This is a genomic window from Micromonospora sp. CA-248260 (assembly GCF_050942205.1).
Lineage (GTDB): Bacteria > Actinomycetota > Actinomycetes > Mycobacteriales > Micromonosporaceae > Micromonospora > Micromonospora antibiotica.
The window spans coordinates 4,171,169-4,184,686 of the sequence record NZ_CP192021.1 but is presented as its reverse complement, the minus strand read 5'-3'; the positions used below and the strand labels follow the sequence as shown (position 1 = coordinate 4,184,686).

The 13,518-nt window shown below is 70.2% G+C and carries 10 protein-coding genes; 8 read left to right on the top strand and 2 right to left on the bottom strand.

Annotation, left to right across the window (positions count from 1 at the left end):
- The first annotated feature begins 80 nt into the window (after positions 1-80).
- Positions 81-1,652, top strand: a complete 1,572-nt coding sequence (locus tag ACQP2H_RS18380) for a glycoside hydrolase family 27 protein (protein WP_208566849.1) — start codon at positions 81-83, stop codon at positions 1,650-1,652.
- A gap of 259 nt (positions 1,653-1,911) precedes the next feature.
- Here the strand turns inward: ACQP2H_RS18380 and ACQP2H_RS18375 are convergent, their stop codons facing one another.
- Together ACQP2H_RS18375 and ACQP2H_RS18370 are read right to left on the bottom strand one after the other, a co-directional pair.
- Entirely contained in the window at positions 1,912-2,850 is a 939-nt protein-coding gene (locus ACQP2H_RS18375) for a family 43 glycosylhydrolase (protein ID WP_219462909.1), read from the bottom strand.
- A 111-nt stretch (positions 2,851-2,961) separates the two neighbouring features.
- Positions 2,962-3,987, bottom strand: a complete 1,026-nt coding sequence (locus tag ACQP2H_RS18370; RefSeq protein ID WP_219462907.1) for a LacI family DNA-binding transcriptional regulator — start codon at positions 3,985-3,987, stop codon at positions 2,962-2,964.
- Between the two features lie 411 nt (positions 3,988-4,398).
- On the opposite strand from ACQP2H_RS18370, the gene ACQP2H_RS18365 reads away from it, so the two are divergent.
- The 7 genes from ACQP2H_RS18365 (at position 4,399) to mmsB (ending at position 13,277) form a co-directional block, all read left to right on the top strand.
- A complete protein-coding gene (locus ACQP2H_RS18365; protein WP_208566758.1) occupies positions 4,399-5,757 on the top strand; it encodes an ABC transporter substrate-binding protein in 1,359 nt (452 codons plus the stop codon).
- Positions 5,754-6,725 carry a carbohydrate ABC transporter permease gene (locus ACQP2H_RS18360; protein ID WP_208566757.1) on the top strand — a complete coding sequence of 324 codons (972 nt, stop codon included), beginning with the start codon at positions 5,754-5,756 and terminating at the stop codon, positions 6,723-6,725. The genes ACQP2H_RS18365 and ACQP2H_RS18360 overlap by 4 nt, the downstream gene beginning before the upstream one ends.
- Positions 6,722-7,546: a carbohydrate ABC transporter permease gene (locus tag ACQP2H_RS18355; protein WP_219462904.1), complete on the top strand. Its 825-nt coding sequence runs from the start codon at positions 6,722-6,724 to the stop codon at positions 7,544-7,546. The genes ACQP2H_RS18360 and ACQP2H_RS18355 overlap by 4 nt, the downstream gene beginning before the upstream one ends.
- A 2-nt stretch (positions 7,547-7,548) precedes the next feature.
- The gene (locus ACQP2H_RS18350) at positions 7,549-8,703 is read left to right on the top strand and encodes a serine hydrolase domain-containing protein (RefSeq protein ID WP_433228200.1); all 1,155 of its coding nucleotides are present in this window, start codon (positions 7,549-7,551) and stop codon (positions 8,701-8,703) included.
- Between the two features lie 559 nt (positions 8,704-9,262).
- The gene (gene chvE / locus ACQP2H_RS18345) at positions 9,263-10,405 is read left to right on the top strand and encodes a multiple monosaccharide ABC transporter substrate-binding protein (RefSeq protein WP_219462899.1); all 1,143 of its coding nucleotides are present in this window, start codon (positions 9,263-9,265) and stop codon (positions 10,403-10,405) included.
- 86 nt (positions 10,406-10,491) lie between these two features.
- Positions 10,492-12,030: a multiple monosaccharide ABC transporter ATP-binding protein gene (gene mmsA, locus ACQP2H_RS18340; RefSeq protein ID WP_208566753.1), complete on the top strand. Its 1,539-nt coding sequence runs from the start codon at positions 10,492-10,494 to the stop codon at positions 12,028-12,030.
- On the top strand, positions 12,027-13,277 hold the full coding sequence (gene mmsB, locus ACQP2H_RS18335) for a multiple monosaccharide ABC transporter permease (RefSeq protein WP_219462898.1): 1,251 nt from the start codon (positions 12,027-12,029) through the stop codon (positions 13,275-13,277). Before mmsA ends, mmsB begins: the two co-directional genes overlap by 4 nt.
- Positions 13,278-13,518 lie beyond the last annotated feature (241 nt).

Sequence of the window (13,518 nt, the reverse complement as noted above, 5' to 3'; positions counted from 1 at the left end):
AGCGATTCGTGCGAGCCCGGAGCTGGGGGCGGGCGCTGGCGGCCGGTCTGCTCCTGGCCGGCGTCCTGGTGGGCATCCGGATGCCGGTGGCGCAGGCACTGGACAACGGGACGGCCCGGACCCCGCCGATGGGCTGGAACAGTTGGAACTCCTTCGGCTGCAACATCAACGAGGCGCTGATCCGGCAGACGGCCGACGCGCTGGTCAGCAGCGGTATGCGGGATCTGGGCTACCAGTACGTCGTGGTCGACGACTGCTGGTTCAACCCCAACCGGGACTCGGCGGGCAACCTCCAGGGTGACCCGACCCGGTTCCCCTCCGGGATGAAGGCGCTCGGCGACTACATCCACGCCCGGGGGCTGAAGTTCGGCATCTACCAGGTGCCGGTCGACAAGACCTGCGCCCAGTACTTCAACTCCTACCCCGGCGCCACCGGCAGCCAGGGCCACGAGGTGCAGGACGCCCGGCAGTTCGCCAACTGGGGCGTCGACTATCTCAAGTACGACTGGTGCTCGCCGAACGGCTCCATCGACCAGCAGGTCACCACGTTCGCCAAGATGCGCGACGCCCTGGCCGCCACCGGCCGGCCGATCGTCTACAGCATCAACCCCAACAGCATCCACGCCAAGACCGGGCCGCAGCGCAACTGGGGCGACGTGGCGAACATGTGGCGCACCACCGAGGACATCACCAACACCTGGAACAGCGGCCAGACCAACGGCTACCCGATGGGCATCCAGAACATCATCGACGTCAACGTGCCGCTGGCCCCGTACGCGAAGCCCGGCGCCTTCACCGACCCCGACATGATGGAGGTGGGCCGGGGCGGCATGACCGACACCGAGATGCGCAGCCACTTCGCGATGTGGGCGATCATGGCCTCGCCCCTGATCGCCGGCAACGACGTCCGGTCGATGAACTCCGCCACGCAGACCATCCTCAAGAACGCGAACCTGATCGCCATCAACCAGGACGCGCTGGCGTTGCAGGGCGCCCAGGTCTCCTTCGACGGCACCCGCCGGGTGCTGGCCAAGCGGCTTGCCAACGGCGACGTCGCGGTCGCCCTGTTCAACCAGGGTGGCTCGACGACGACGATCTCCACCACCGCCGCCGCCATCGGCAAGTCCGGCTCCTCCTTCACCCTGGTCGACGCCTGGACCAACGCGAGCACCACCAGCACCGGCACCATCTCCGCGAGTGTGCCGTCGCACGGCACGGTGGTGTACCGGGTCAGCGGCGGTGGCACCGCCCCGCCGCCGACGACGCCGCCGTCCACCGCGGGCGCGCTGGCCAGCGTCGCCTCCGGTCGGTGCCTCGACGTCCCGCAGAGCAGCACCGCCAACGGCACCCAACCGGTGATCTGGGACTGCAACGGGGCTGCCAACCAGCGCTGGACGGCCAACGGCCAGACCCTCCAGTCCCTCGGTAAGTGCCTGGACGCGCCGACCAACGCCACCGCCGGCACCAAGGCCCAGATCTGGGACTGCAACGGTGGGACCAACCAGCAGTGGACGTTCAACGCCAACGGCACGATCAGCAGCGTGCAGTCCGGCCTCTGCCTCGACGTGAACAACAACGGCACCGCCAACGGCACCACGGTGCTGCTCTGGTCGTGCACCGGGGCGGCCAACCAGCGCTGGACCCGCCGCTGACCGACCGGCCGCCGCCGTCCGCCCGCTGCCGGTCCGGGCACCGGGCGGGCGGACGCCGGTGAGCGGCCCCGGACCCGGACGGCGTGGTGCGGACGCCGTCCGGGTCCGGTCCGCTTGCGCGTCTGTCCGTCCGTCCGGCACGGCGGTGGCCGCCCCCGCGTCCAACCCGGCACGGTGGTGGCCGCCTCCGAGCCCGTCCGGCACGGCGGTGGCCGCCCCCGCCCGTACCGCTGCGGCCGGGTGGTGGCCGCAGGAACGCTCAGCCGGCCGTGCCGGTGGCGGTCAGCCCGTCCCCGGCGCGGTAACGGACCGCGATCGGATCACTCAGCGCACCGACGAACTCCCCGTCGACGTGGTCGTGGAATCCGATGAGGGACCAGTCCCCGGCCGGTCCGGGGACCAGCCGGGGCGCGTAGAGGTGCGGGTGCGGGAACGGGCGGGCCGAGGCGATGTCCCACGGGCCGCGTACGTCGTGACCCTCCGCCACCCAGATCCGGTGGCCGTCGTGGCGGGTGCCGGCGGCGTCGGTGGAGAACAGCAGCAGGGGCTGCCCGTCGACGACGGCGACCTGGGGGACCTCCAGGTGCCCGAAGCCGGCCGGGATCGACAGCGGCGGTTGGACGGTCCAGTTCACCAGGTCCGGTGAGGTGGCGTGACCGACGACCCCGCGTGCCTCGGTCGGCCCGGTGTTGATCCGGGCGGTGACGAGCATGTGCCAGCCGGCGCCGTCCGGATCGGGGAACACCCACGGGTCGCGCCAGGCCTGCTCGTACCACAGCGTCCGGTCGAGCAGTTCGTACCAGGTGGGGTCGGCTTCGACGAGCGGCCCGTCGCCGTGCCGGCGCCAGGTGGTCAGGTCGTCGGAGACGGCCAGGCCGATCCGCTGGACCAGCCCGTCCTCGGCGCGGCCGACCCCGGTGTAGAACAGGTACCACCGCCCGTCCGGGCCGCGCACGGTGCAGCCCGTCCAGGTCGCGAGGTCGTCCCAGCTCGGCGCGTCGGCCGGGACGAGCGCGTCGGCGACCAGGTGCCAGGTGTGCAGGTCGGTCGAGACGGCGTGGCCGATCGTGGCGCGGCGGTGCCGGCGGTGCGGGTCGTGCAGGGCACGGGAGGCGCGCAGGAAGAACGCGTGCCACCGGTCGTTGTCGTCCCGGGCGTACCAGCTGTCCCACACCCAGTGGTCGGGTAGACGTAGCATGGCGGGGAAGCTAGCACTAAATCGGTTTAGCGACCAGTTCGGGTGGCCAGCGGCCGGTGGTGGGAGCGCTGCGGCGGGCACCTGCCCGGCGGTCGCGCCGGGGGGTCCCGGCTATCGGACCGGGGTGGCCACGGACCGGCGGCGACGCAGCGGCATGGGGACGAGGGACGGTTCGGCGTCGCCGCCGTCGAGGAGGATCTCGACGGCCCGCCGCCCCATCTGCTCGTGCGGCAGAGCGGTGGTGGACAGGCCGGGGCGCAACCAGGCGGCGATCGGGTCGTCGTCGAACGAGACCACCGAGAGGTCGTCCGGGACGGTCAGCCCGGCCTCGGCGAGCGCCTGGTAGGCGCCGAACGCGAGCCGGTCGTTCATGCAGATGATCGCGGTCGGCCGGGTGGGCCGGCCCAGCAGCGTGCGCATGGCGGCGTAGCCGTGTTCGGGCAGCCACTCGGCGCAGAAGCACTCGGTCAGCAGCTCGACCCCGGCGGCACCGAGCGCCTGGTGCACGCCGCGCAGCCGGGCCCGGGCCGCCAGGGAGACCTCCTCGTCGTCCTCCTTGAGACGGTTGCGGCCGATCAGCGCGATCCGGTCGCGGTGGCCCTGGTCGAGCAGGGTGGTGGCGACGGTACGGCCGGCCCGCTCGTCGTCGGGGAGCACGCAGGGCAGGTCGTCCGGGCTGGTGGCGTTGAGCAGCACCACCGGGCCGCCGAGGATGGCCGCCGGGACGGTCAGCCGCCGGGTCGCCATCGCGGCGTAGATCACCCCGTCGACCTGCCGGTCGAGCATCGCCTCGATGGCGTACTGCTCGAAGGTGGCGTCGCCCTGCGTCTCGGTGATGAGCAGCACGTGGTCGCGCTCCCGGGCCGCGTCGAGCGCGCCGCGGATGAGGCCGCCGGCGAACCGGGTGGTGGCGACGATGTCGGAGACGAACGCGATGGTGGCGGTCTTGCGGGTACGCAGGCTCCGGGCCGCCAGGTTGGGCCGGTAGCCCAGTTCCTCGGCGGCGGCGAAGACGCGCTGGTGCGCCTCGGCCGACAGCCGGGTGCCCTCCCGGCCGTTGAGGACCATCGACGCGGCGGTCTTGGACAGCCCGGCCCGTCGCGCGACATCGGCCAGGGTTGCTCTGTTGCGGCCCATCAGTCCTCCGAATCGGCGGCGGCGTCGCGGCCGTCGCTCCCGCCCATCATGATGCGTGGTCCGGCCGGGCCCGGTGCCGGCGGTCACCCCGGGTGTGTGTCGGTGACCACCCGCGACGGCCGGTGGGGCGGGTGGCTGGGCGTGAACCGGATGTTTCCGGACCGTTGCCAATTGGTCCTTGACAGCTCAGGTCGCCGCGCGCATGCTCTGCTAAATCAGTTTAGCGGCTACTTTTGACAGGTCGGGCGACACCCTCGGTGACCCCCGGCGTGGTCATCGGTAACGACATCGCGTGCTGCGGCGGCATGCCGACGGCGACGTACTGTTGCGGCTGGTCACCCACCGTGACGACCCGCCGACCCGGCCCGTACCGCGGCCGGGGCACGCACGGAAGAGTCGAGGAGTCCTCAATTGGCTACACCACTGGCAAGGTTCTCCCGCCGGACGGCGCTCCTGGCCCCCGTGCTGGCGTTGGGGCTGGCCGCCACGGCGTGCAGCGCACCCGGTGCGGACGAGTCGCCGCGCGCCGGGTCCGACGCCGCCGTCAGCACCGAGCTGGGCAGCGACCCGATCACCCTGGAGATGTACGCCGAGACCGGCTTCCCGCTGGCCAAGGCGCTGGCCGACGAGTTCACCAAGCAGCACCCGAACGTCAAGTTCAACATCCGCGAGGACCAGTTCACGGTCATCGTGGAGAACGCGCCCCGGGTGATGGCCTCGGACAACTCGCCGGACATCATCCGGCTCCCCACCATGGTCGACCTGGTCAAGGACGACCTGCTCAAGAACCTCGACCCCTACTTCACCGCGTACGGCTGGGACAAGTTCCCCGCCTCCCAGTTGGTGCAGCTGCGGGTCGGCGAGGGCGGCACCACCCGGGGCACCGGCTCGCTGTGGGGGATGGGCCTCGGCTACAGCGTCACCGGGGTGTTCTACAACAAGAAGCTCGCCGAGCAGGTCGGGATGACCCAGCCGCCGGCCACCATCGCCGAGTTCGAGCAGCTGCTGGCCAAGGCCAAGACCGCCGGCGTGCAGCCGATCATGCAGTTCAACAAGAACACCGCGGGCATCAACTTCCCGCACCAGGCGTTGCAGAACCAGTTCGGTGACCCGGCCCAGGTGGCCGACTGGATCTTCCAGAAGCCGGGCGCGACGTTCGACACTCCGGCCGCGCTGAAGGCCACCCAGACCATCCAGAAGTGGGCCCAGGCCGGCTACTTCCCCAAGGACGCCAACGCCCTGGACTACGCGAGCATGGTGGGCGAGTTCCAGAAGAACAACGGCCTGTTCATGTTCAACGGCGACTGGGAGTCGGCCAACCTCGACAAGACGATGCCCGGCAACGTGGGCTTCTTCCTGTTCCCGAGCGAGTCGGCCGGCGGCAAACACGTGGCGATGTCCGCCCCGAACACCTTCGGCATCAGCGCCAAGGCCAAGAACCCCGACGCCGCCGCGTTCTTCCTGAACTGGGCGCACACCAACCCCACCGCCCGGGAGATCGCCGTCAAGATCGGCGGCTCCAGCCCGGGTGGCCCGAGCGACCTGGCCGTGCCGGCCGCCGCGCCGAACACCGTGCTGGCCGAGACGCTCAAGGCGTCGCAGCAGCTCGGTGAGGAGAACGGCGCGGTGGACTTCACCGCGAACGCCACCGGTGGCATCTTCGCCGCCGCGATCACCCCGGAGATGCAGAAGCTGATCGCCGGTCAGCAGACCCCCGAGGGGTACGTCAAGGCGGTCCAGGCCGAGTACGCGAAGGAACTCTCCCGATGACGTCTGCCTTCGGCAGCGCACCGGTCGGGCGGGGTGACCCGGTGTCCACACCGGCTCGTCCCACCCGTCCCTCCGCCGCGCGGGCCCCCCGGAAACGGTGGGCCCGCGCGGGCGGGACGGGCTGGCTCTTCGTCCTGCCCGCAGTCGTGATGTACGCCGCCTTCGTCCTTCGTCCACTCGTGCTGACCATCCAGTACTCGTTCTACAACTGGAACGGCATCGGGGTGGCCCGCTGGGCGGGACTGGACAACTACCTGACCGTGTTCACCGACAGCGACCTGCTGAAGATCATCGGCAACGCGCTCGTCCTGATCGTCTTCTTCAGCTTCGTCCCGGTCGCGCTCGGCCTGCTGGTGGCCAGCCTGGTCCGCCGCATCACCACCGGCGCGTTCGGCACCGTGGTGCGTACGGTGCTGTTCCTGCCCCAGGTCATCCCCCTGGTGGCGGCGGGTATCGCGTGGAGCTGGCTGCTGTCGTCCAACGGCCTGATCAACCAGCTGCTGCGCGCGGTCGGCCTGGGCGGGGTGGCCCGCGCCTGGCTCGGTGACTTCGACACCGCGCTGCCCGCCGTCGGCGTCATCGGCGCCTGGGTGCTGCTCGGCCTCTGCACGATCCTGCTGGTGACCGGGATGAGCAAGATCGATCCCGCGTTGTACGAGGCGGCCCGCCTCGACGGCGCCGGCCCGATCCGGGAGTTCTTCGCCGTCACTTTGCCCAGCCTGCGCCAGGAGATCGGGGTCTGCCTGACGGTGACCATCATCGCCGCCCTGGCCAGCTTCGACATCGTCTACATCTCGACCAGTGGCGGTCCCGGCCTGCAGACCACCGTGCCGGGCCTGGAGATCTACCGGCTGGCCTTCTCGCAGCGCCAGGTCGGTCTCGCCTCCGCGTTGGCCGTCGTGCTGATGCTGCTGGTGCTGCTCTGCGTGCTGCCGATCCAGCGACTGACCCGGGGGGACAAGTCATGAACCTGAGCCGGCGCGAGAACCTGACCGGCCGGATCTTCCTGCTCGTCCTGGTCGTGGTCACCCTGCTGCCGTTCGTCAGCATGCTCTCCGCGGCGTTGCAGCCCCGGGGCACCGTGCCCAGCGGCCTGGCCTGGCCGTCGGACCCGCAGTGGGGCAACTTCGCCGACGCGTTCACGGTGGCGAACATGGGTGCGCTGCTGCGCTCCAGCCTGCTCATCGTGGCCGGCGTCGTGCCGGTCTCGGTGCTGATCGCCACCATGGCCGGTTTCGGGCTGGGCCAGCTGCGGGTCCCCGGTGGCCGGATCGTGTTCGGTCTGCTGCTGCTCGGGCTGACCCTGCCGTTCGAGGCGGTGGTCACCCCGCTCTACTACCAGATGCAGGACCTCGGCCTGCTCAACACCCGGTGGGCGATCATCCTGCCGTTGATCGGGCTCTACATGCCGTTCGCGGTCTTCTGGATGCGGGCGCACTTCAGCAACGTGCCGGTCGAGTTGTCCGAGGCGGCCCGGGTCGACGGCAGCAGCACCTGGCAGCTGTTCTGGCGGGTCCAGGTGCCGCTCGCCCGGCCGGCCATCGCGTCGCTGACCATCCTGATGTTCCTCTGGACGTGGAACCAGTTCCTGCTGGCCATCGTCCTGGTCGACGATCCGGCCAAGCGGACGATGGCGGGTGCGCTCGGGGCGTTCCAGGGGCAGTGGGGCACCGACCTGGTGCTGCTGTGCGCCGGCTCGCTGCTGATCCTCACCCCGACCCTGATCGTCTTCCTGATCTTCCAGCGTCAGTTCATCAAGGCCCTGATCCAGGGCTCACTGAAGGGATAGCAGTGGCCACGCAGCCGCAGATCCACGGCCACGCCGACGAACGCTACGGGCGGGTGGCAGACGTCTTCCGCGCCAACTTCACCGACCGGGGGGAGGTCGGCGCGGCGGTCACCGTCTACGTCGGCGGTCGCCAGGTCGTCGACCTGTACGGCGGGACCGCCGACCCCCGTACCGGCCGGCCCTGGACGGCGCACACCCCGGTCGTCGTCTACTCCTGCACCAAGGGCATCCTGGCGGTCTGCGCCTACCTGCTGGTGCAGCAGGGCCGACTCGACCTCGACGCGCCGGTCACCCGCTACTGGCCCGAGTTCGGCCAGCACGGCAAGGCCGACATCCCGGTGCGCTGGCTGCTCACCCACCAGTCCGGCCTGCCCGCGCTCGACCGCCCGTTGACCCTCGACGAGGTGCTCGCGTGGGACCCGGTGATCGCGGCGATCGAGGCCCAGGCCCCGCTGTGGCAGCCGGGCACGGCGCACAGCTACCACCCGATGACCTACGGCTGGCTGATCGGCGAGGTGATCCACCGGATCACCGGTCAGCTGCCCGGGGCGTACTTCCGGGACGCCCTGGCGGCACCGCTGGGCCTGCGGACCTGGCTCGGGTTGCCGGCGACCGAACGCGACACGGTCGCCTGGAACCTCGCTCCGCCGCCCGACCCGGAACCGTTCGTCGACCCGGTGGCCGACCGGGGGATCACCATGGGTGGCGCGTTCGCGTTCCCCGCCGACGACGCCGGCCTGGTCAGCTTCAACGACCCGGCCATCCAGGCCGCCGGCATCCCGGGCGCCGGCGCGGTGAGCACAGCCGACGGACTGGCCCGCCTCTACGCCGCGTGCGTGTCTCCGGTGGCGGGACCGCCCGTGCTCGACCCGGCGTCGATCGACGACGCGACGGTCGTGCGGTCCCGGGGCCAGCAGCGGCACGGCCCGCCGGACACCGGCCAACGCTGGGGCAGTGGCTTCCTGCTGCACTCGCCGCCGGCCCGGCCGTTGCTGTCCGAGCGCAGCTTCGGCCACGACGGTGCGGGCGGCAACCTCGGCTTCGGCGACGACGCCCACCAGGTCGGCTTCGGTTACGTGGTCAACCAGATGCAGGGCATGGGCGACGAACGCGCCAACCTGCTGACCGCCGCGCTGCGGTCCTGCCTGGACGACTGACCAGCCAGGTAGGACACCCCACACAACTCGCACCCCGGACCCCCGGGACCCCTGGACCCCGGACCCCCGGGACCCCCGGGACCCCCGGACCCCGGACCCCGGACTCCTTTGCGCCCCGGGCACCCCGACGATCGGGGCACCCGGGGCGCACGGCTGTCCCAGTCGCGACGGCCCGCCCACCGCCCACCACACTGCGCCCGTCGCCCGTCGCCCACCCCCGCGCATTCAGCGGAGCGCCTGGCATTGATCGCCTGCTGTCGATGACGACCGCGTAACAGGTTGGAAACCCGGCGGGACGTCGGCGTCGGCGGGTCCGCCGTCCGGTCGCAGCCCGGGGGTGGTGGGCGGGCCGCCGTCGCCGTGTTCACCACGGAATCGACCCCGCGCCGGCCCGGCGGGCGGGACGCCGGTGGGTGGACAAGTCGGAGACGCCCGTTACGAGACCGTGACGTCCGGATTTCCGAGGGGGTGTTGACGGGGGCGATGTGAGCGCTAACACTACCCCGAAAGGTGACAGGTGGTCCCCGCAGTCGGCGGGAGTTCCGGAGAGGAGAAACCTGTGCGCAGGAAATTCCTGGTCGCGCTCGGCGGCGCGGCACTGGCGTTCAGCCTTGCCGCATGCAGCGGCGGGGGAGCGGGTAGCGGGGGCGACAGCAGCGACAAGAAGCCCGCCGATCTGACCATCGGCGTCTCCATGCCGACCCAGACCTCGGAGCGGTGGATCGCCGACGGCAAGGCGGTGAAGGAGAAGCTGGAGGCCAAGGGCTACAAGGTCGACCTCCAGTACGCCGGTGACGACATCCCCACCCAGTCCCAGCAGGTCGACCAGATGATCACGCAGGGCGCGGACGTCCTGATCATCGCGGCGATCGACGGCACCGCGCTCAGCGGCCAGCTGGACGCCGCCGCGGCGGCGAAGATCCCGGTCATCTCCTACGACCGGCTGCTGCTGGGCAACAAGAACGTCGACTTCTACGTCAGCTTCGACAACTACAAGGTCGGCGTCGCCCAGGCGACCGCTCTGCTGGTCGGCCTCGGCCTGCAGACCAAGGACGGTGGCAAGGGCACCGCCACCGGCCCGTTCAACGTCGAGCTGTTCGCCGGCTCGCTGGACGACAACAACACCCAGTACTTCTGGGGCGGGGCGATGGACACCCTCAAGCCGTTCATGGACAACGGCACGCTGAAGGTCAAGTCCGGCCAGACCCGCATCGAGCAGGCGGCGATCCTGCGCTGGCAGCAGGAGACCGCGCAGAAGCGGATGGAGGACCTGCTCACCTCCGGCTACAACGACGGCACCGTGGTCAACGGGGTGTTGTCGCCGTACGACGGGATCTCCCGGGGCATCATCACCGCCCTGCAGAACGCCGGCTACGGCAAGGGCGCCAAGAAGCTCCCCGTGGTGACCGGCCAGGACGCCGAGATCGCCTCGATCAAGCTGATCAACGACGGGGTGCAGAGCTCCACCGTCTTCAAGGACACCCGGCTGCTCGCCGAGCAGGCCGTCATCGCGGCGGAGGCGTTCCTGCAGGACAAGCAGCCGCAGGCCAACGACACCACGACCTACAACAACAAGATCAAGGTCGTCCCGGCGTACCTGCTGCCGATCGAGACCGTCTACAAGGACGACATCAAGAAGGTGCTCGTCGACTCCGGTTACTGGTCGGCCGAAGAGGTCGCCGCCGGTCAGGCCAAGAAGTAAGCCGGTCGTCGGGCGCGGCGGTGACCGACCGCCGCGCCCGACGCATCGCAAGCCCGCCTCAGGCTTCGACGATCAGGACGCTGACCATGGACGACACCATCCTCGAGATGCGACGCATCACGAAGACCTTCCCCGGGGTGACCGCGCTGGCGGACGTCTCCCTCGCGGTGCGCCGGGGGGAGATCCACGCCATCTGCGGCGAGAACGGCGCCGGCAAGTCCACCCTGATGAAGGTGCTCTCCGGGGTGCACCCGACCGGCTCGTACGACGGCGAGATCGTGCTGGACGGCAAGCCGATGAACTTCCGCGGCATCCGCGACAGCGAGTCCCACGGCGTCGTCATCATCCACCAGGAACTCGCCCTGGTGCCCTACCTCTCGATCGCCGAGAACATCTTCCTCGGCAATGAGCGGCGCGGTCCGGGCGGCCTGATCGACTGGAACCGGGCCAACGCCGAGGCCGCCGAACTGCTCGCCTCGGTGGGCCTGTACGAGAACCCGGTCACCCCGGTCATCCAGCTCGGCGTCGGCAAGCAGCAGCTGGTCGAGATCGCCAAGGCGCTGTCCAAGAAGGTCCGGCTGCTCATCCTGGACGAGCCGACCGCCGCGCTCAACGACATCGACTCGGCGCACCTGCTCGACCTGCTGCGCCGGCTGCGCGACCAGGGCATCACCAGCATCCTGATCTCGCACAAGCTCAACGAGGTCACCGCGATCGCCGACGCGACCACGGTCATCCGGGACGGACGCACCGTGGAGACCCTCTCCCTGGCCTCCGGGGAGGTCACCCAGGAGCGGATCATCCGCGGCATGGTCGGCCGGGACCTGGACAGCTTCTATCCCGACCGGGTCTCGTCGCCGGGGGAGGAGGTGCTGCGCATCGAGAACTGGAGCGTGCGGCACCCCACCCAGGACCGGCTCGTCGTCGACGACGCCAGCCTGGACGTCCGTGCCGGCGAGGTGGTCGGCATCGCCGGTCTGATGGGCGCCGGTCGTACCGAGTTGGCGATGAGCCTCTTCGGCCGGACGTACGGCCGGGACATCCGGGGTCGGCTGTTCGTGCGCGGCCGGGAGGTCCGGGCGCGCACCGTCGCGGAGGCCATCGAGCACGGCATCGCCTATGTCACCGAGGACCGCAAGCGCTTCGGCCTCAACCTCATCGACGACGTGCGGCACAACGTCTCCGCCGCCGCCCTGGGCCGGCTCGCCCGCCTCGGTTGGGTCAACGGCAACGAGGAGATCAAGGTCGCCGAGCAGAGCCGGCGGGACATGAACATCAAGACGACAAGCGTGATGGCCGTGGTGGGCAAGCTCTCCGGTGGCAACCAGCAGAAGGTCGTGCTGTCGAAGTGGCTGTTCACCAATCCGGACGTGCTGATCCTCGACGAGCCGACCCGGGGAATCGACGTCGGGGCGAAGTTCGAGATCTACACGATCGTCAACCGGCTCGTCGCCGAGGGTAAGGCGGTGATCCTGATCTCCTCGGAGCTGCCGGAGCTGCTCGGCATGTGCGACCGCATCTACACCCTCGCCGCCGGCCGGATCACCGGCCAGGTGCCGGTGGCCGAGGCGACCCAGGAGAACCTCATGGATCTGATGACGAAGGACAAGGAGCGCGTGGGATGACCAGCGTCAAGACCTCATCGCCGCCGTCCCCGCCGCCGGCCGACAAGAGTCCGGGCGTCGCCCTGCACGCCGGCACCAGCGACCTGCGTGCGCTGATCATGAATAACCTGCGGCAGAGTGGCATCTACGTCGCACTCGTCGTCATCGTCGGGTTCTTCGCCGTGCTCACCGACGGGGTGTCGCTGAGCCCCGGCAACATCACCAACATCGTCCTGCAGTACTCGTACATCCTGGTGCTGGCGATCGGCATGGTGATCATCATCATCGGCGGTCACATCGACCTGTCGGTGGGCTCGGTGGTCGCCCTCACCGGGGCGGTCTCCGCCGTGCTGGTCATCCGGGAGGGCTTCCCGTGGTGGGTCGGCATCCTGGCCGCGGTGGCGGTGGGCGTCGCGGTCGGCGCGTGGCACGGCTTCTGGGTGGCGTACGCCGGCATCCCGGCCTTCATCGTGACGCTCGCCGGCATGCTGCTGTTCCGCGGCCTGACCCTGCGGGTGCTGGACAACATCTCGCTCTCCCCGTTCCCTGCCGACTACCAGCAGGTCGCGGCCGGCTTCCTCAACGGGCTGCTCGGCGGGGACGGCTTCGACGCCTTCACCCTGCTGATCGGCGCCGTCGCGGTGGCCGGGTACGCAGTGAGCGGCTTCCGGACCCGGGTGGCCCGGGTCCGCTACCAGCAGCCGGTGGAGTCGTTCCCGCTGTTCGTCGCCCGGGTGGTGCTGGTGGGCGCGGTCATCATGTACTTCGCCTGGCAGTTGGCGCACGCCCGGGGCCTGCCGATCGTGCTGATCATCCTGGCCGCGCTGGTGTTGGTTTACGGCCTGCTCACCCGGCGTACCGTCTTCGGTCGGCAGGTCTACGCGATCGGCGGCAACCTCTCGGCGGCGACCCTCTCCGGGGTCAAGGTGCGGACGGTCAACTTCTGGATGTTCGTCAACATGGGCTTCCTGGCGGCGGTGGCCGGGGTGATCTACTCTTCGCGCTCCAACGGCGCGCAGCCCGCCGCGGGCAACATGTTCGAGCTCGACGCGATCGCCGCCGCGTTCATCGGTGGCGCGGCGGTCACCGGTGGGGTCGGCACCGTGATGGGTGCCGTGGTCGGTGGTCTGATCATGGCGGTGATGAGCAACGGGATGCAGCTCATGGGCGTCGACCAGTCCATCCAGTCGGTGGTCAAGGGCCTGGTGCTGCTCGTCGCCGTGGCCTTCGACGTCTACAACAAGCGGCGTGCCGGCGCCTCCCGCTGACCGGTGACGCGGCACCCGCCCGCGTCGTACCCCTTCGCCCGGACGCCCCGGGCCGCGTCGGAACGGTCCGACGCGGCCCGGGGCGTCGGCATTTGCGCCCGTCGATCGTGTCAACGCTGTTTCAGCTTGACGAGCATCATGTTATCGCTCACAGTCTATGGATAGCTGAAGCCGTTCCCGCAGCGGCTGGTCGGCACCCCCGACCTGTCGCTGTACCGCGTCGTGCGCCATCGCGGACGCG